Source organism: Asanoa sp. WMMD1127 (assembly GCF_029626225.1).
Lineage (GTDB): Bacteria > Actinomycetota > Actinomycetes > Mycobacteriales > Micromonosporaceae > Asanoa.
The window spans coordinates 4,452,806-4,470,817 of record NZ_JARUBP010000001.1 but is presented as its reverse complement, the minus strand read 5'-3'; the positions used below and the strand labels follow the sequence as shown (position 1 = coordinate 4,470,817).

Genomic DNA, 18,012 nt, shown 5'->3' with positions numbered 1-18,012 from the left:
TAGCCAGGTGGCGGCGATCCGGGTCGGGTCGGGACCGGGCGCGCTCAATTCTACCCGTCCGGCCGATCCCCGCCCGGAGCGGCGGAAACGCCGGGACGGGCACTAAACAGTCAGCAGGGCGTGAACGTCGCGGGGTGCCAGGCGGGCCCGACCTTCGAGGAACGCCAACTCGATCAACACGCTGAACCCGGTGATGATTCCCCCGGCCCGCTCGACCAGGGACAGGGTCGCCTCGGCGGTGCCGCCGGTGGCCAGCACGTCATCGACCACGAGGACCCGCTGGCCGGGCTCGATGGCGTCCTGGTGCACCTCGAGCGTGGCCTCGCCGTACTCCAGCGCGTAGGACGCCGTCAGCACCTCGCGCGGCAGCTTGCCGGCCTTGCGGACGGCCAGCACGCCGGCGCCGGTGGCGTACCCGATGGCCCCGGCGAGCAGGAAACCGCGGGCCTCGACGCCCGCGACCACGTCGAACGAGGCGCGGCCGTGGTGGTCGACCAGGGCGTCGATGACCTGCCGGAACGCCGGGCCGTCGGCGAACAGCGGGGTGATGTCCTTGAACAGGATGCCGGCATGCGGGAAGTCGGGCACGTCGACGACGTGCCCGACCACCAGATCGGCTATTTCCTTGCGATCCATCGACTAGCGGCGCTTGCCACCGGGGCGGTTGCCACCGGGACGGCCACCCCGCCCGCCGCCGGAGCGCTTGGCCCCGGTCGGCCGGGCGCCCACCTTCGGCGTCGACGTCGAGCCGGCCAGGGCGCCGACCTCGGAGCCTTCGGGAGCGGCCTGCCGCGGCTGGCGCGCGGTGGCGCCGGCCTCGGTCTTCTTCGGCGCGATCTCGCCGCGGGCGATCGCCGCCCGGCGGGCCAGCACGCGCTTGGTGTGCGCCTGGATCTTGGGCTCGAACTCCTTGAGCGTCACCAGCACCGGCGTCGCGAAGAAGATCGACGAGTAGACCGCGACGGCCATACCGACGAACAGCACGAGGCCGAGGTCGGCCAGGGTGCTCGCGCCCGACAGGCCGGCGATCAGCAGACCGCCGACGGGGAGCAGCGCGACCAGACCGGTGTTGATCGACCGCATCAGGGTCTGGTTGATCGCCAGGTTGGCGGCCTCGCCGTACGTCTGGGTGCTGCTCGCCGTGATGCCTCTGGTGTTTTCCTGCACCTTGTCGAACACCACGACGACGTCGTAGAGCGCGAAACCGAGGATCGTGAGGAAGCCGATGATCGTCGCCGGCGTGACCTCGAACTTGGCTAAGGAGTAGAGGCCCGCCGTCAGCACCAGGTTGAGCAACAGCGAGGAGACCGCCGCGACGGCCATGCGCCACTCGAACCGCAGGATCAGGTAGACCATCACCAGCGCCACGAAGATCACGAGGCCGAGCAGCGCCCGCTCGGTGACCTGCTTGCCCCAGGCCGCGCTGACGCCGCTGTCGTTGATGTCGTTCGGCGCGACGCCCAGCTGCTGAGCGACCTGCTCCTTGATCGCGTTGGTCTGCTCGGGGTCGAGGGCCGAGGTGCGGATCTCGTACCAGGTGTCGCCGCCGCGACCGACCTGCGTGGCCGGCAGCGCGGTGGCCTCCGGGTCCTTGTCGGCCAGCGCCTTGTTGACGGCGTCCTGCGCCTCGTTGAGCGTGACGCCGTTGCTCGCCGGCACGATGAACTGGTTGCCGCCGGCGAATTCGATGCCGAGCGAGAACCGGTTGATCCCGAAGCTCAACAGCGCGACCAGGATCAACGCCCCGGCGACGCCGAACCAGATCTTCCGCTTGCCGATCAGGTTGAGACCGGCCTCACCGCGGTAGAGCCGGTTGGCCAAACCCGACTTGGACATCTCAGGCCTCCTTGGGGCGACGCGGCGAACGCGTACGCGGGTTGCGCGGCTCGTCGCCGTCGTCTTCGTGCTGCTCCAGGATGCGGCCGAGGCCACTGACCCGCGGCGAGAGGAACGCCTTGGTGTTGGCGAACATCGTCATGATCGGGTGTCGGAAGAGGAACACCACGACGAGGTCGAGGATCGTGGCCAGGCCCAGCGCGAAGGCGAAGCCCTTCACCGTGCCGACGGACACGATGTAGAGCACCACCGCCGCCATGATCGAGATCGCGTTGGCGGAGATGATCGTCCGGCGGGCGCGGGCCCAGGCGCGCGGCACCGCGCTGCGCGGCGACCGGCCTTCGCGGATCTCGTCTTTCAATCGTTCGAAGTAGATGACGAACGAGTCCGCCGCCACACCTAGCGAGACGATGAAGCCCGCGATGCCGGCGAGCGTGAGCGTGAAGCCGATCTGGCGGCCGAGGAAGACCAGCGCACCGAAGACCAGGCCGGCGGAGAGCACGAGGCTCAGCACGATCACGGTGCCCAGCAGGCGGTAGTAGAAGAACGCGTAGATCGCGACGAGCAGCAGGCCGATGCCGGCGGCGATCAGGCCCGCCCGCAGGTATTCGGCGCCCAGCGTCGGCGACAGGTTCTCCTGGTTGGCCGCGGTGAAGGTCAGCGGCAGGGCGCCGTAGCGGAGCTGGCCGGCCAGCTCGTCAGCGCTGTTGGCGTCGAAGCTGCCGGAGATCTGCGAGTCGCCGGTCAGCACGCCCTGGATCTCGGGCGACGAGATGACCTTGTTGTCGAGCACCACGGCGACGCGGCAGTTGCCGTTCTCGAGCGTCGACTGGTCACAGGTCTGACCGCTGTTCTGGTACGCCTCGCGGGTCAGCGCCGTCCACTTCTCCTGGCCGCCGCCCTTGAAGTCGAGGCTGACGACCCATTGGCCCTGCTGGTCGAGCTGCGCGGTGGCGTTGCCGACGTCGGTGCCGGCCACCTTGGCCACGTCGAGCAGGTATTTGCCGCCGGCCTCGCAGGCGATCGCCTGCTGGTCGGTCTTGCTGATCGAGCCGGCCGGGCGCTTGTCGAGCTGGTCACACGTGATGGTCGGCACGTTGAACTGCATCTGCGGCGTCAGCACCGCGACCTCGGTCGGGCTGAGCTGGCCGAACGGCTTGAGCGTCTCGGCCACGGTCGGGTCGGTGCCCGGGTCGGGCGCCTGCAGCGCGCTGGCGGCCGCCCACGCGGCGGGGCCGACCTTGGCCTCGACGGCCTTGCGGGCCGCCTCGACGTCGGCAGGCACCGGGGCCGGGGCCGCGGAGCCGGACGGCGCCGGAGTCGGGTTCGCCGCCGGGGCGGTCGCGGTCGGGGTGGGAGTGGGCGTCGCGGGCGCTTCGGCTCCACCGCCCGTGCCGCCGGTGCCCGGGGTCGCCGTCGCCGACGGCTGGCCGGTCGCAGCGGGCGGCGCCGACGGGCTGCCGCTCGGGTTCGGGGTGCCGCCGGGCGCCGGCGTGGCGCTGGCCGAGGGGGCGGGCGCCGGCCCGGTCCCGTTGGTGACGTTGAGGACCTTGCGGAACCGCAGCTCGGCGGTCTGGGCGATGCCGCTCAGGTCGGCGTTCTCGCCCGGCAGGGAGACGACGATGTTGCGGTTTCCTTCGGTGACCACCTCGGCCTCGGCGACACCGCGCGCGTTGACCCGCTGCTCGATGATGTCGCGGGCCTGGTCGAGCGACTCCGCCGACGGCGGGCGGTTGCCCTCGGTCGTCGCCTGGAGCGTCATCCGGGTGCCGCCGACCAGGTCGAGCCCCAGCTTCGGATGCAGCCGGTCCTGCACGCTCCCGCTGGCGCCCGCGAAGAACACCAGGGCGTAGAGGATGACGAAGAGCCCCGCGAGGACGGCTAGCTGCCGCCCCGGGTGCATCTGTCGCTGAGGTGGTGCCACGGCAGCGGGTCTCCCTGTGCTGGGGGCCGTCGCGGGTGCGGCGGCGCGGGTCGATGCAGCGGTCACGCCGGGCAGGCGTGGGGCGCCGGCTCTCCGGGGACGGAGCCAGCGTGATTATCCATCACAGTCGATCGAGCCGGGGGGCCGGTCGTCGAGCAGAAGGCTACGCCGGGGTCGCTGTGAGTTAGCTGTCGACCCCGGCACCCAGCCCGGGATTCAGTCCTTGGCCGGCTCGACCGGAGACTTGATCGTCTCCGCGGCGGGCGGCTCGGCCGGCTCCGGGACGGTCTCGGCCTTGTTGCTGATGACCCGGGCCACGGCCTGCCGGGCGTAGCGCAGGTGCACGCCGGGGGCGGCCTCGAGCGTCACGGTCTCGGAGTCGGTGTCGACGACCGTGGCGTGGAGGCCGCCGATCGTCACGACCTCGGAGCCGGCGCCAAGGGTGGACTGCATCTGCTGGGCTTCGCGGCGGCGCTTCTGCTGGGGGCGGATCATCATGAAGTACATGACGCCGAAGAGCAGAACGATCATGAGGAGCGGCAGGAAACCGCCGCCACCTGAGGCTTGTGCTGCGAGCACGGTGAAAAACCTTCCCATTGGCCTTCGCCGGGCGTGGGGGGCGCTCGGCGCAGGCAGAAATGTCGTCCCCTACGGACCGCGGCGAGTCTAGTCGGTCTGGCTGGGAACGCCGAATGCCGCGCGGGTCACTTTCGGATCACGGAAAACGCTGGTCGCTGGAGAACAGATCGGGTGCGCCATTCGCCGTCGGCGGCGTCCGCCCGAGGTGCCGCCAGGCGGTGTCGGTGGCCACTCGTCCCCGGGGCGTACGGGCCAGCAGCCCCGCCCGGACCAGGAACGGCTCGCACACCTCCTCGACGGTGTCCGGCTGCTCCCCCACCGCCACGGCCAGGGTCGACAGGCCCACCGGGCCGCCCTTGAACGAGTCGACCAGGGCGGTCAGCACGGCCCGGTCGAGCCGGTCGAGGCCGAGCGCGTCCACGTCGTACACCTGGAGGGCCTCGCGGGCCGTGGTCAGGGTGACCGTGCCGTCGCCACGGACCTCGGCGTAGTCGCGGACCCGGCGCAGCAGCCGGTTGGCGATGCGCGGCGTCCCCCGCGACCGCCCGGCGATCTCCACGGCGCCCTCGTCGGTGATCGGGACGCCGAGAATCCGCGCTGACCGGTGCAGCAGCGCCTCCAGATCGGCGGCGGCGTAGAAGTCGAGGTGCGCGACGAACCCGAACCGGTCGCGCATGGGCCCGGTCAGCAGCCCGGACCGGGTGGTGGCCCCGACCAGCGTGAACGGCTCGACGTCGAGCGGGATCGCGGTGGCGCCGGGCCCCTTCCCGACGACGACGTCGACCCGGAAGTCCTCCATGGCGGAGTAGAGCAGCTCCTCGGCCGGCTTCGCGATGCGATGGATCTCGTCGATGAACAGCACATCACCGGCGCCGAGACTGGTCAGAATGGCCGCGAGATCCCCGGACCGCTCGATCGCCGGCCCACTGGTCACCCTGATCCCACTGCCCAACTCCGCCGCCACGATGTTGGCCAGGGTCGTGTTGTGCACGACCAGGTCGTTGACGGTGAACGTGTGATCGCCGGCGACGGTCAGGCAGCGGCATTCGTGCAGGCCGGCCGGCTCGACCGCCGCCACGCCGTCGACCGCGAGCGACTCCTCGAACCGGTCCCGGCGCGGCTGCCACTCCCGCAGTCGCTCGCCCCGCCGCCCGATCACGGTGATCCGCTCGACGAACCGAGCGGCGTCGTCCTGACTCGTGACGCTCAAGCGCCACGACTCGTGGCGACGGCCTTGGTAGAGCCCGCGCTTGAGCTTGAGTCGCGACTGGATTCCCAGGCGCAGCAACAGGTGTTGCACGTCCTGCAACAGCTCGCGGGAGACGCTGTAGAACTCGATCACCACGTCGTAGCGGTCGCGACCGCGGCGGCTCACCGTGCCGTCGCAGGCGAAGTAGGCGCCCAGGAAGGCGCTGACCTGCCACTCGTCGCCCTTGAACACGAACTCCGGAACGCGCTTCTGCCAGGCGTTCTTGTCGAGCAGGCCGTGCTCGGCCAACCACCCGCGCAGGCCCGAGATCCGCACGAGTGAGCTGTTGGCCGAGTTCGGCCGGGTGAGGTGCCGGTGGCCCAGGCGGTCACAGGTCGCCTTGAAGTCGGCCAGGACGTCGTCGTCGCCGCTGGTGAAGGTGACCTGGTTGGTGACACAGCCGTCGCCGACCAGGTAGCCGGCCAGCGCGAACTCCTCGGTCCGCTCGGTGCCGTCGGCGACCAGTTCCGGCCGCAGCACGTTGGCCAGCTTGTCCCCGACCGTCAGGTCACCGGCCTTGACCCAGCCGTCGGTGGTCCAGAACGGATGGTCCGGGGCGGCGACGACCTCGCGGCCGGTCGTGGTGCGGATCCGCACGCTATCCAGCTCGCCCTGCTCGTGCACTGCTTCGACCCGCGCCGCCTCGCCGGTGCGGGTGATGACCCGGTCACCGACCACGACGTCGCCGAGCCGCCGCCGCGTCCCGTCCTCGAGCAGCACCAGCGCGTCGACCGACACAGGCTTACCCAGGCCAGGAGGCCCCGAGAGGAGGATGTGGTCCGGTGGGGTGCCGCGGCCCATGGCGCCGCGCAGCAGGAGGTCCAGCTGGTCGCGTACGCGGTGCTGGGCGATGAACTCCGCCAGGCGTTTCGGGCGGACCGTGGCCTCGGCGTCGCTCTCGCCCTCGGCGATGTAGGCGGAGACCTCGCTCATCGCGTGCGGCCGAGCAGTTGGATCGCCATCTTGAGCAGCATCGGCACGGGCTCGGTGCCGGTCGCCTTCTCGGCCACCGCGGCCACGGCCTGGTCGGCCTGCGACGCCGTCCAACCCAGACCGACGAGGCCCTGGCGGACCTGCTCGTGCCACACCGCGCCGACCACGCCCGTCGCGCCGTCGCCGCCGACCGCGATCGGGCCGATTCGGTCGCGTAGCTCCAGCACCAGGCGCTCGGCGCCCTTCTTGCCGATGCCCGGCACCCGGGTCAGGGTCGCCGTGTCGGCGTTGGCGATCGCCTTGCGCACCACGTCGGGGTGGTGCACGGCGAGCACCGCCTGGGCCAGCCGCGGCCCGACGCCGCTGGCCGTCTGGAGCAGCTCGAAGAGGTGCTTCTCGTCGTCGTCGGCGAAGCCGTAGAGGGTAAGCGAGTCCTCGCGCACCACCAGGCTGGTGGCGAGCCGGGCCGGCTGGCCCAGCCGCAGGCCGGCGAGCGTGCCGGGGGCGCAGTGCACCGACAGCCCGACGCCGCCGACCTCGATGACCGCGCCGTCCGGCGACACCGCGGCGACGACCCCGCTCACGCTGGCGATCACCTTCGACCTGCCCTTCTGACGGCCGCCGCCGCCTCGATCTTCGCCTTGGTGCCGCCCCGCCAGATGTGGCAGATCGCCAGCGCCAGCGCGTCGGCGGCGTCCGCCGGCTTCGGCGGCGCGTCGAGCCGCAGGAGCCGGGTCACCATCGACGTCACCTGCGCCTTCTCGGCCTGGCCGGAGCCGGTGACGGCGGCCTTGACCTCGCTCGGCGTGTAGGTCGACACCGGCAGCCCGGCCCGCGCCCCGGACAGCACGGCGACGGCGCTGGCCTGGGCGGTGCCCATCACCGTACGCACGTTGTGTTGGCTGAACACCCGCTCCACCGCGACGCTCTGCGGTTTGTGCTCGGCGACCAGGTCCGTCAGCGTGCGGTCGAGGTGCAGCAGCCGCAGCGGCAGGTCGTCGCCGGGGTCGGTGTAGACCACGTAGTAGGCGACCAATGTGCACGGTCGACCCGGCACACCCTCGACCACGCCGACGCCGCAGCGCGTCAGCCCCGGGTCGACGCCGAGCACCCGCACAACCGTCCTCCCCCTGTACGTGTGTTCGACACCTTACGGGTCGGCCGGCGCGGCGGTGGCCCGGACACACCGGCGCCCGATAACCGGTGGCGGGCCTCACTAGCGTGGGAACTGTGACGGGCACCGGCTTCATTTCCACGACGATTCCCTACGTCAATGCGCGCCCCCATCTCGGTCACGCGCTCGAGTTCGTCGAGACCGACGCCTATGCGCGATTCATGCGCACCGAGCTCGACGACGTCTTCTTCCTGACGGGTTCCGACGAGAACGCGCTGAAGAACGTGCTGGCCGCCGAGGCCGCGGGAATGTCGACCGCCGATCTCGTCGCCGGCAACGCGCAGGCCTTCGCGCGGCTGCAGACCGACCTCGGTTGCGCGCCCGACCATTTCGTCCGCACCAGCGTCGACCCGCTGCATCTCGAAGGCGCGGTGGAGATCTGGCGGCGGCTGGCCGCGAGCGGCGACATCTACTCGCGGGCCTACGAGGGGCTCTACTGCGTCGGCTGCGAGCAGTTCTGGGAGCTGGACGAGCTCGTCGACGGACGCTGCCCCGAGCACCTGGTCGCGCCGGAGCGGGTGCGGGAGGAGAACTACTTCTTCCGGCTGTCGCGCTACCAGGACGACCTGCTCAAAGTCCTCGAATCCGGCGAGCTGGCCATCCACCCCGAGACCCGCCGCAACGAGGTCATCTCGTTCGTCCGCGCCGGCCTGCAGGACATCAGCGTCTCCCGCTCGGCGCATCGGGCGCGCGGCTGGGGCATCCCGGTGCCCGGCGACGACACCCAGGTGATGTACGTCTGGATCGACGCCTTGACCAACTACGTCAACGCGCTGGGCTGGACCCGCGACGACCCCCGCTACCAGCGGTTCTGGGCCGACGCCGCGCGGCGCGTGCACGTGCTGGGCAAGGGCGTGATCCGGTTCCACGCCGTCTACTGGCCGGCGATGCTGCTCTCCGCCGGCCTGCCGCTGCCGACCGACCTGGTGGTGCACGGCTACATCACGGCCGGCGGCCGCAAGGTCGGCAAGAGCCTCGGCAACGCGGTCGACCCCGGCGAGCTGATCGCCCGTCATGGCGCGCGGGCTGTCCGATATGCACTGCTGGCCACGTTCGCGCCGTTCGGTGACGGCGACCTGACCGAGGACCGGATCGTCGCCGTCTACAACAACGACCTGGCCAACGGGCTCGGCAACCTGGTCAGCCGGGTGACCAGCATGATCGGCCGTTACCGTGGCGGCGTCGTGCCCGCCGGCGACCCGGCCGGCGGCCTCGGCCCGGCGGTCGCCACCGCCCTCCACGACTCCGCCGCCGCGTGGCAGGGCTTCGACCACCGCGTCGCGATCCAGCACCTGACGACGCTGGTCGGGCGGGCCAACGCGTACGTCGACGAGCACGCGCCCTGGCACCTCGCCAAGCAGCCCGCCGAAGCCGACCGGCTCGACACCTGCCTGCTCCAGGCCGCCGGAGCGGTCCGCGCCCTGGCCGCGCTGCTCCGCCCGGTGCTGCCGGACGCGGCGGCGGAGATCCTGGGCGCGCTGGGCGCACCGGCCTCGTGGCGGCTCGACCCGGGCACCTGGCTCGACGGTCTGGCCGGCACCCGGGTCGACAAGCCCGCCGCCGTCTTCCCGCGCATCGACGCCCCTGCCACATAACACCCCGGGGCAGTGTGTGGCGGCACGCCATGGGCGGCACCCCGCCGGGCTCGTACATTCATGCGCCATGGCGGCAGATCGGGTGGCTGACCACCACGTCGTACGGCTGGACCTCACCGGGCGCACCGCGCTGGTCACCGGCGGCGGCAGCGGCATCGGGCGGGCCTGCGCCGCCCGGCTCGCCGCGGCCGGCGCCAAGGTGGTGGTCGTCGACCGCAACGCGGCGGCCGCGCAGGAGGTGGCGGCCGAGATCGGTGGCGTCGCCGTCGAGCTCGACCTCGCCGACTCCGAGGCCGTCGACCGCATCGACGTCGACGTCGACGTGCTGGTCAACAATGCCGGCTTCCAGCATGTCGCGCCGCTGCCGGAGTTCCCGCCGGACACGTTCGCGGTCCTGCAGCGGGTCATGGTGGAGGCGCCGTTCCGGCTGGTCCGGCGGGCGCTGCCGCACATGTACGAGCGGGGCTGGGGCCGCGTCGTCACGGTCTCGTCGGTGCACGGTCTGCGCGCTTCGGCGTACAAGTCGGCATATGTCACGGCAAAGCATGGCGTCGAGGGCCTGTCGAAGGTGATCGCCCTGGAGGGCGCGCCGCACGGGGTCACCGCCAACTGCATCAATCCCGGGTACGTGCGTACGCCGCTGGTCGAAGGTCAGATCGCCGACCAGGCCCGCACCCACGGCATCCCCGAGCAGGAGGTCGTCTCGTCGATCATGCTGGCCCGGTCGGCGATGAAGCGCCTGGTCGAACCGGCCGAGGTCGCCGAGCTGCTGGCCTATCTGTGCACGCCCGCGGCATCCTTCATCACCGGGGCCTCGATCGCGATGGACGGGGGATGGACGGCAAGCTGAACGCCATGACGGCGGCTGAGTATCTCGAACTGCTGGCGCGGGAGGCCGCGGCGGTCGAGTTCGAGGGCCCCCTGCTGGCCGCCCGGGCCGCCGGCCTGCCCCCGGACCAGGTCGCGGACCTCGAACGGGCCAAGGTCGCCGCGCTGCGGGTGCGCTCCCTGCTGGAACGGCGCCGGCAGCGCGAGGTGGAGCTCTCCGGCCTGGTGGACACGGCGGCCGACCTGGCGGGCCTGCGCGACGTCGACGACGTGCTGCGGGCGATCGTGCACCGGGCCCGGACGCTGCTCGGCGCCGACGTGGCCTACCTGACTCTCAACGACGACGACCGCGGCGACATCTACATGCGGGTCACGGACGGTTCCGTGTCGGCCCGCTTCCAGCGGCTGCGGCTCCCGCTGGGGGCCGGGCTCGGCGGGCTGGTCGCGCAGACGGGCACGCCCTACGTCACCGCCGACTACCACGTCGACGAGCGGTTCCGGCACACGGGCGAGATCGACGCCGGCGTACGCGAGGAGGGGCTCGTCGCGATCCTCGGCGTACCGCTGCGGCTGGGTTCGTCGTCCCTGGGTGTGCTGTATGCCGCCAACCGGTCGGCGCGCCCGTTCGCGCGGGAGGAGGTGGCGCTGCTCGGTTCGCTGGCCGCGCACGCGGCGGTCGCGCTCGACACGGCGCGGCTGCTGACCGAGACGCGGGTGGCGCTGGCCGAGCTGTCGCTGGCGAACTCGACGATCCAGGCGCACAGCGCGTCGGTCGAGCGGGCGGCGTCGGCCCACGACCGGATGACGGCCCTGGTGCTGCGCGGCGGCGGGGTCGAGGACGTCGTGGCGGCGGTGACCGACGTGCTCGGCGGCGCACTGCTGGCCTTGGACGCCGACGGCCGCGAGCTGGCCCGCGTCGGCTCGATCGACGAGCCGGACCGGACGACCCTGGCCGAGGCGGTCGCGGCGTCGCGGGCGGAGCGGCGGTCGGTGCGGCGGGGCGACAGCTGGTACGCGGCGGTCGTCGCGGGCACCGAGGACCTCGGCGCGCTGGTGCTGCGGCCGACCGCCGAGCTGGTCGACGCGGACCAGCGGATTTTGGAACGGGCGGCCCTGGTCACGGCGTTGCTGCTGCTCTTTCGGCGGACGGTGGCTGAGGCCGAGGGGCGGGTCCGCGGTGAGCTGCTCGACGAGCTGGTCTCCCGCCCGGTACGCGACGCGGAGTCGCTGCGGGCCCGGGCGCGGCGGCTGGGTGTCGACCTGGACGCGCCGCAGGTGCTGGTCGCGGTCGGCGACGACACGGCGGGGCGGCAGCGGGTGTTGTCGTGGGCTACCTCTTTTGCGTTGTCGCGGGGCGGGCTGGCCGCGGCGCGCGATGGCCGGGTCCTGTTGATGCTGCCGGGCTCGGACCCTGGCGCGGCGGCGCGGTTGGTGGCGAAGGACGCGGCTCGCGTGGCGGGTCGGCCGATGACCGCCGGTGCGGGTGGCCCGACGTCGGGGCCTGATTCGTTGGGCGCCGCTTTCGCCGAGGCGGATCGGTGCCTGTCGGCGTTGACGGCGCTGGGCCGGGTGGGCGAAGGAGCGGGCGCGGCGGAGCTGGGCTTCGTGGGTCTGCTGCTGGGCACCACGGGCGCGGCCGGGGACGGCGAGGTGGCCCGCTTCATCGCGGCGGCGATCGGCCCGGTGGTGGACTACGACGTCCGTCGCGGGACGGCGCTGGTCCGGACGCTGGAGGCGTATTTCGGCGTTGGTGGTGGGCTGGCCAAGGCCGCCGAGCTGCTGCACGTGCACGTCAACACGGTCACGCAGCGGCTCGAGCGGGTGGGCCAGCTGATCGGCACGGACTGGCAGCAGCCCGAACGGGCGCTGGAGGTTCAACTGGCGCTCCGCCTGCACCGCCTCCGCACCGGCACGACCTCCTGACCCGCACCGCCCGCTCGATGCCTTCTGCTCGTAGGTGGTGCGGCACCACCTCCAGAGCGTCCTAGGATGAGTCAGATCTGGTTCGTGGCGCGGAGGTTGAACAGGGCGGCCAGGACCAGGATCACGGCGATCACGGCCGCCACGCGCTTGCGGCGGCGTTGGGCCACGTAGGCGTGCCACCACGCGATCGCCGCTTCCGCGATCGGTGCCGGTTGGTGGCGCAGCGGGCTGAGGAACTTCGCCTGCTTCAACCCCATGCTGCTCCGGCCCGGACCCGTGCGCCGGTATCGGGCCAGGCCGGCGCTGCCGCCCACCGCCGCGCCGCCGGTGAAGGGCGCCGGCAGCGCCGGCGAACGGCCCTGGACCGCCGGCCCGCCGCGCGAGAAGGGCGCCGCCGGGCGACCCTGGACCGCCAGTCCGCCACCCGCGAAGGGCGCCGCCGGGCCGCGGCCCTCGACTGCCGGTCCGCCGCGCGTGAAGGGCGCCACCGGGCGGCCCTCGACCACCGGCCCGCCACCCGCGAAGGGCGCCACCGGGCGGCCCTCGACCACCGGTGCGCCACCCCCGAAGGGCGCCGCCGTCGGGCGTGCCGCGACCGCCGTCGCCCGCTCCGACGCCGTGTCGCCGAGAATCGGCCGGACCGCGACCCCGGACGGCGCCTGGCCCGCGTCGATCGCCGGCGCTGCGGGATCGGCGCGCAGGACGACCATCTCGACCTCGTAGATCTGCTCGGCCCGCCACCGCTTGGCCCGGCTGGTCAGCACCTGCCGCAGGTAGTCGTCGGCCGCACGCGGCCGCCCGAACCGCGTCGCCAGCAGCTCCAACCACTGCCAACGGGCCGCGACGTCGCTGAGCACCTCGGGATAGATCTCCTCCGCCCGCCACGCGTCCCCCGCGAGCTGGGCCGACTCCGACCGCAGGGCCGCGAGGTGGCGGTCGACGAAGGACACGTAGCCGTCCGGCGCCTCGGGCGCCATCTTCGGCAGCAGCTCGACCACCGCGCCCTCCTCCCGACAAGCGCATCCACCACCATCATCGCCGCCGGCGGCGGGCCCGCAAGTCCCCGCGGTGACGGGCCTCACATTTTGATACGGGACCGTTCCGTATCGCATTCCGACCGGCGTAGCGTTCCGAGCCGATACGAACCTGTGCCGTTTCGTAATGCAGAAGTAGATCTATCGGGGGGAGACGGACGTGGAGCAACACGCCAACACCGGGCACCCGAGGCGCTGGGCGATCCTCGGTGTGCTGGTGGTGAGCCTGCTCGTCGTCGTGCTGGACAACACGGTCCTCAACGTCGCCCTGCGTACGCTGGCCGACCCGGTGCACGGGCTCGGCACGACGCAGAGCGAGCTCGAGTGGGCCATCAACTCGTACACGCTGGTGTTCGCCGGCCTGCTGTTCTCGTTCGGTGTGCTCGGCGACCGCTTCGGGCGCAAGCGGTTCCTCATGATCGGCCTCGCGCTGTTCGGCCTGGCGTCGCTGCTCTCGGCGTACGCGCAGAGTCCTGCGCAGTTGATCGGCGCCCGTGCGCTGATGGGCCTCGGCGGCGCGGCGATCATGCCGGTGACGCTGTCGATCATTTCCAACGTGTTCGACCCGCGCGAGCGAGGCAAGGCGATCGGCGTCTGGTCCGGCGCGGTCGGCCTGGCCATCGCGATCGGCCCGATTCTCGGCGGCGCGCTGCTCGAGCACTTCTGGTGGGGCTCGGTCTTCCTGATCAACGTGCCGGTGGTGATCGTCGGCCTGGTAGCCGTCGCGCTGCTGGTGCCCGAGTCACGCAACCCGCGCCCCGGTCGCATCGACATCGCCGGCGTGCTCATGTCGGTGGTCGGCCTGGTCGGCCTGACCTACGGCATCATCAAGGGCGGCGAGAACGGCTTCGGCAACGCCGAGGTGCTGATCACCGGCGGCGGCGGGCTCGTCGTGCTGGCGGCATTCGTCTGGTACGAGTCGCGGATCGCGTTCCCGTCGCTGGACGTACGCCTGTTCAAGATCCCCCGGTTCTCGGCCCCGATCGCCGCGATCGGCCTGACGTTCTTCGCGTCGATGGGCGTGTTCTTCTTCAGCTCGTTCTACCTGCAGCTCGTCCGCGGGTACTCGCCGCTGGAGACCGGCCTCCTCTTCCTCCCGTTCGCCACCGCTCAGCTGATCTTCGCGCCGCGCAGCCACGCCATGGTGCAGCGGTTCGGGGCGAAGGCGGTCACCGCGGTCGGCCTGTCGCTGGTCGCGCTCTCGCTGGTCGGCTTCGTCTTCGTCGACGCCCAGACGGCGGTGTGGCTCCTGCTGCTGATCTTCTTCATCCAGGGCGTCGGCATGGCCAACATCATGGCGCCGGCCACCGAGTCGATCATGTCGTCGCTCCCCCGCGAGAAGGCCGGCGTCGGCTCGGCGGTCAGCAACACGATCCGCCAGGTGGCGAGCGCGCTCGGCATCGCGATCCTCGGTTCGATCCTCGCGGCGGTCTACCGCAGCCAGATCGAGCCGACCACCACCGCGCTGCCCGGCCCGGCCCGGGAGGTGGCCAACGAGTCGATCTCGGGGGCGTACGGGGTCGCGGCCCAGGCGGGCCCGGCCGGCAACGGCCTGATCTCGGCGGCCAACGACGCCTTCATGACCGCCATGCACTGGGCGGCCGGCTCCGGCGCGATCATCCTGGCGTTCGGCATCCTGGCCGCGCTGATCTGGATGCCGGGCCGCCGCGCGGGCGCCGAGCACGTGCAGCCGGTCGAGGTGGAAGCCGGGGAACTGGCAACGGCCGGCTGAGATAAGCGAGAATGGGTTTCATGCCAGACGTCGAGGAAGCTCCGCGGGCGCCGGGTCGCCCGCGGAGCCTCCGCGTCGACGAGGCCATCATCTCCGCCACCCTCGACCTGCTCGCCGAGGGCACGTCGATCGATGTGCTCTCGATCGAGTCCATCGCGTCGCGCGCCGGGGTCGGCAAGGCGACGATCTACCGCCGGTGGCCGGGCAAGGATGCCCTACTCGTCGACGCGCTGGCCACGCTGAAGCAGCCCGGGCCCGAGCCGGCCGGCACCTCCGTCCGCGACGACCTGATCACGATGCTGTCGCAGGTCGGCGGCCCGGCCAACAAGGACCCGCGGTTCGCCAAGATCATGCCGTGCATCCTGCCCCAGGTGGCGCGGAGCGAGGCCAACTACCAGGCCTACCAGGAGATCATCGAGCCGCGTCGGCGCCGGATCCGCGAGGTCCTGCGCCGCGGCGTCGAGAACGGCGAGCTCCGCGCGGACCTCGACATCGAGCTGACGATGACCGTCCTCATCGGACCGATCCTGGTCCAGCGCGTGATGCGCTGGCACCCGGACCTCGACGCCGACAAGATGCCGGAACAGGTCGTCGACCTGCTGCTGGCCGGGATGGCGCCGCAGCAGAACGCCTGACCGGCGGCCGCGTCCCACGTCCCTGCCGCTGGTGATTGCGGCGCATGACCACCGCGTTGGGCGGCAAGGGCGGGTGCATCAGTCGCCAACACACGTCGTGCGTCAAGTCCACTTCGGACGATTGGCCGCTCAACGAGATTATCGACGCCGCATGGCGGTAGTGGACCGGTCGGTTTTCTCACGTGCGCGGCTTTCACCTGCGCGCCGCGTTGCCGCAGGGAGCTGGCCGACCAACCACGTTCTTGGCTGACCAACACCTGCTTCGTTCTCGCCGCGCCCATCCACTCACCGTTCCGCCGCCGGCGGCTGATCCTGGTCGCGCCGTCGCGGTGGATGGTGGCCAGGCGAGTCATCCAAGCTTGGCCGCCGACCTCGCGGAGGTGCTCACGCCGCGTCGGTGCGATCGCGAGGCGGCCGGGCGCGCCCGGCGGGCGCGTCGGTCAGGCGCGTCAGTCAGGCGCGTCGGTCAGGCGCCGCGGGTCGGGCGCCGCGGGTCGGGCGCCGCGGGTCGGGCGCCGCGGGTCGGGCGCGTCGGTCGGGCACCGCGGGACGGCCGCCGCGGGTCGGTCGGGCGCGTCGGTCGGGCGCCGCGGGATGGGCGCCGCGGGTCGGGCGCCGCGGGTCGGGCGCCGCGGGACGGGCGCCGCGGGACGGGCGCCGCGGGACGGGCGCCGCAGGTCGGGCACCGCGGGACGGGCGCCGCAGGTCGGGCGCCGCAGGTCGGGCGCCGCAGGTCGGGCGCCGCAGGTCGGGCGCCGCAGGTCGGGCGGTTGATTCCCTGGCCGCAACCAGCGGCGGGCCTGGCAGCGGAGCGAAGCGGAGCGGTCCCTCGCGGGAGGAACGGTCCGGGCCACCGCGGTCCCGAGCCAGGAACCAGCTCCTATCCCTTCACCCCAACGCCTCGAGGGCGAGATCGACGTCGTGGTCGGTGGAGTAGACGTGGAAGCTGGCGCGGACGCGGCCGGCGCGGACCGCGGCCCGGATTCCGGCGCGCGCGAGCTTGTCCTTGGCGTCCGGGACGTCGACCGTGACGATCGCGCTGCCGGCCGGCGGCTTGCCGAGCCCCGCGAGGAACCGGTCGGCGAGTCGCACGTTGTGGTCGCGGATCGCGGCCACGCCGACTTCTTCGATCAGCTCGAGCGCCGGCGCGGAGCCGACGAAGCTGTGCCAGGCCGGCGAGATGTCGAAGCGGCGGGCGTCCTCGGCGAGGCGCATCGGCAGGCCGTAGTAGGAGCTGTGCACGTCGGCGGCCGCGTACCAGCCCGCCGCTGACGGCGTCATCCGCTCCCGCAACGCCGGCGAGTAGTAGCCGTAGGCCGTCCCGCGCGGGCCCATCAGCCACTTGTAGCCGCCGGTCAGCACCGCGTCGGCGAGCGAGCCGTCGATGGGCAGCCAGCCGCAGGCCTGCGTGGCGTCGACGATCACCAGCGCGCCGGCGGCGCGGGCGGCGGCGACGATGTCCTCGTACGCCGCGATCGTGCCGTCCGCCGACTGCACCAGGCTGAACGCGATCACGCCGGTGTTCGCGTCGACGGCGTCGGCCAGCTTCTCGACCGGCACCGCCACCACGTCGAGGCCGTGCGCCGCCCACGGGAAGACGATCGAGGTGAAGTCGACCTCGGGCAGCACGACCCTGGTGCCCGCGGGGATGGCCGCGGCGATCGGTGCGACAAGCTGCGAAACGGCGCTCCCGACCGCGACGTCGGCGAGATGCACATTGATCAACCGGGCGTACGCGGCCCGGCAGCGCTGCGTCGCCTCGTCCCACGGCTCCCACGACGTGCGCCCGACCCGCCAGTCGTCGAGCGCGGCCTGCAGCGCGTCCCACGCGGGCTTCGGCGGCAGGCCATAGCTCGCCGTGTTGAGCCAACCCGGAACCGGCTCCCAGAGCTGCTGCGCAGCGACAAGATCCATGATCCCGACGCTATCCCGCCACCGCCGCCCACCACACGGTCCAATCCGCGAACCCTGGTCCGGCAGACGCGCCCGACTCGCCGCGCGGACCAAGCGCACCGTGACCGCCGTGCCGAGCAACCGCACCGTGCCGCCGTGCGGACCAAGCCCACCCGTGGCCGCCGTGCGGACCAAGCCCACCGTGCCCGCCGCGAGGGCCCGGACTGCCTCGCACGCCTGCGGAATTGCCCGCTCGCAGGTCTGCCCGCGCCGAGTCGTGCTCGCCGAGGGTCGTTCTCGCCTTGCTCGCGGCACGAAGGCTGCTCGCCCCGCGAGCCGCCCCGCCGCGAGCCCCGCTCGCTGCGCAAGCCGAGACCGCCACACAAGCCGAGACCGCCACACAAGCCGAGACCGCCACACAAGCCGAGACCGCCACACAAGCCGAGACCGCCACACAAGCCGAGACCGCCACACAAGCCGAGACCGCCACACAAGCCGAGACCGCCACACAAGCCGAGACCGCCATACAAGCCGAGACCGCCACACAAGCCGAGACCGCCACACAAGCCGAGACCGCCACACAAGCCGAGACCGCCACACAAGCCGAGACCGCCACACAAGCCGAGACCGCCACACAAGCCGAGACCGCCACACAAGCCGAGACCGCCACACAAGCC

14 protein-coding genes and 1 pseudogene are annotated in these 18,012 nt (G+C 72.3%); 5 read left to right on the top strand and 10 right to left on the bottom strand.

Going from position 1 to position 18,012, the window contains the following annotated elements; translation table 11 throughout:
• Positions 1-102 precede the first annotated feature (102 nt).
• The 8 genes and pseudogenes from O7635_RS21365 to ruvC all read right to left on the bottom strand — a co-directional run bounded on the left by O7635_RS21365 (position 103) and on the right by ruvC (position 7,638).
• Positions 103-636, bottom strand: coding sequence for an adenine phosphoribosyltransferase (locus tag O7635_RS21365; protein ID WP_278082225.1), 534 nt, complete (start codon positions 634-636; stop codon positions 103-105).
• Positions 637-639: 3 nt separating this feature from the next.
• Positions 640-1,836, bottom strand: coding sequence for a protein translocase subunit SecF (gene secF / locus O7635_RS21360; protein ID WP_278082224.1), 1,197 nt, complete (start codon positions 1,834-1,836; stop codon positions 640-642).
• 1 nt (position 1,837) lies between these two features.
• Positions 1,838-3,760, bottom strand: coding sequence for a protein translocase subunit SecD (gene secD, locus O7635_RS21355; protein WP_278082223.1), 1,923 nt, complete (start codon positions 3,758-3,760; stop codon positions 1,838-1,840).
• A 216-nt stretch (positions 3,761-3,976) separates the two neighbouring features.
• A complete protein-coding gene (gene yajC / locus O7635_RS21350) occupies positions 3,977-4,339 on the bottom strand; it encodes a preprotein translocase subunit YajC (RefSeq protein WP_278082222.1) in 363 nt (120 codons plus the stop codon).
• 136 nt (positions 4,340-4,475) lie between these two features.
• A complete protein-coding gene (gene ruvB, locus O7635_RS21345; RefSeq protein WP_347405339.1) occupies positions 4,476-5,864 on the bottom strand; it encodes a Holliday junction branch migration DNA helicase RuvB in 1,389 nt (462 codons plus the stop codon).
• Between the two features lie 465 nt (positions 5,865-6,329).
• Positions 6,330-6,521, bottom strand: a pseudogene (locus O7635_RS21340) (Holliday junction branch migration DNA helicase RuvB); the annotation flags it as partial.
• The gene (ruvA, locus tag O7635_RS21335) at positions 6,518-7,117 is read right to left on the bottom strand and encodes a Holliday junction branch migration protein RuvA (RefSeq protein WP_278082221.1); all 600 of its coding nucleotides are present in this window, start codon (positions 7,115-7,117) and stop codon (positions 6,518-6,520) included. The pseudogene O7635_RS21340 and the gene ruvA, both read right to left, overlap by 4 nt.
• On the bottom strand, positions 7,114-7,638 hold the full coding sequence (ruvC, locus tag O7635_RS21330) for a crossover junction endodeoxyribonuclease RuvC (protein WP_278082220.1): 525 nt from the start codon (positions 7,636-7,638) through the stop codon (positions 7,114-7,116). The genes ruvA and ruvC overlap by 4 nt, the downstream gene beginning before the upstream one ends.
• A gap of 113 nt (positions 7,639-7,751) precedes the next feature.
• Between ruvC and metG the strand changes: the two genes are divergently transcribed.
• The 3 genes from metG to O7635_RS21315 all read left to right on the top strand — a co-directional run bounded on the left by metG (position 7,752) and on the right by O7635_RS21315 (position 12,041).
• Entirely contained in the window at positions 7,752-9,290 is a 1,539-nt protein-coding gene (metG, locus tag O7635_RS21325; RefSeq protein WP_278082219.1) for a methionine--tRNA ligase, read from the top strand.
• A 67-nt stretch (positions 9,291-9,357) separates the two neighbouring features.
• Positions 9,358-10,140: a 3-hydroxybutyrate dehydrogenase gene (locus tag O7635_RS21320; RefSeq protein ID WP_278082218.1), complete on the top strand. Its 783-nt coding sequence runs from the start codon at positions 9,358-9,360 to the stop codon at positions 10,138-10,140.
• The gene (locus O7635_RS21315; protein ID WP_278082217.1) at positions 10,125-12,041 is read left to right on the top strand and encodes a helix-turn-helix domain-containing protein; all 1,917 of its coding nucleotides are present in this window, start codon (positions 10,125-10,127) and stop codon (positions 12,039-12,041) included. The genes O7635_RS21320 and O7635_RS21315 overlap by 16 nt, the downstream gene beginning before the upstream one ends.
• 71 nt (positions 12,042-12,112) lie before the next feature.
• On the opposite strand, the gene O7635_RS21310 is transcribed toward O7635_RS21315, so the two are convergent.
• Complete coding sequence (locus O7635_RS21310) at positions 12,113-13,039, bottom strand: hypothetical protein (protein WP_278082216.1); 927 nt, start codon at positions 13,037-13,039, stop codon at positions 12,113-12,115.
• A 196-nt stretch (positions 13,040-13,235) separates the two neighbouring features.
• Here O7635_RS21310 and O7635_RS21305 point away from each other — a divergent pair, with 196 nt between their 5' ends.
• Together O7635_RS21305 and O7635_RS21300 are read left to right on the top strand one after the other, a co-directional pair.
• The gene (locus O7635_RS21305; protein WP_278082215.1) at positions 13,236-14,807 is read left to right on the top strand and encodes a DHA2 family efflux MFS transporter permease subunit; all 1,572 of its coding nucleotides are present in this window, start codon (positions 13,236-13,238) and stop codon (positions 14,805-14,807) included.
• A gap of 20 nt (positions 14,808-14,827) precedes the next feature.
• Complete coding sequence (locus O7635_RS21300) at positions 14,828-15,442, top strand: TetR/AcrR family transcriptional regulator (RefSeq protein WP_278082214.1); 615 nt, start codon at positions 14,828-14,830, stop codon at positions 15,440-15,442.
• Between the two features lie 888 nt (positions 15,443-16,330).
• On the opposite strand, the gene O7635_RS21295 is transcribed toward O7635_RS21300, so the two are convergent.
• Complete coding sequence (locus O7635_RS21295) at positions 16,331-17,356, bottom strand: aminotransferase class V-fold PLP-dependent enzyme (protein WP_278082213.1); 1,026 nt, start codon at positions 17,354-17,356, stop codon at positions 16,331-16,333.
• Between the last annotated feature and the right edge of the window lie 656 nt (positions 17,357-18,012).

Coding starts and splice junctions, on each gene's coding strand:
- O7635_RS21365 (WP_278082225.1), bottom strand. CDS start 636: ATGGATCGCAAGGAAATAGCCGATCTGGTGGTCGGGCACGTCGTCGAC.
- secF (WP_278082224.1), bottom strand. CDS start 1,836: ATGTCCAAGTCGGGTTTGGCCAACCGGCTCTACCGCGGTGAGGCCGGT.
- O7635_RS21320 (WP_278082218.1), top strand. CDS start 9,358: ATGGCGGCAGATCGGGTGGCTGACCACCACGTCGTACGGCTGGACCTC.
- O7635_RS21315 (WP_278082217.1), top strand. CDS start 10,125: ATGGACGGCAAGCTGAACGCCATGACGGCGGCTGAGTATCTCGAACTG.
- O7635_RS21300 (WP_278082214.1), top strand. CDS start 14,828: ATGCCAGACGTCGAGGAAGCTCCGCGGGCGCCGGGTCGCCCGCGGAGC.
- O7635_RS21295 (WP_278082213.1), bottom strand. CDS start 17,356: ATGGATCTTGTCGCTGCGCAGCAGCTCTGGGAGCCGGTTCCGGGTTGG.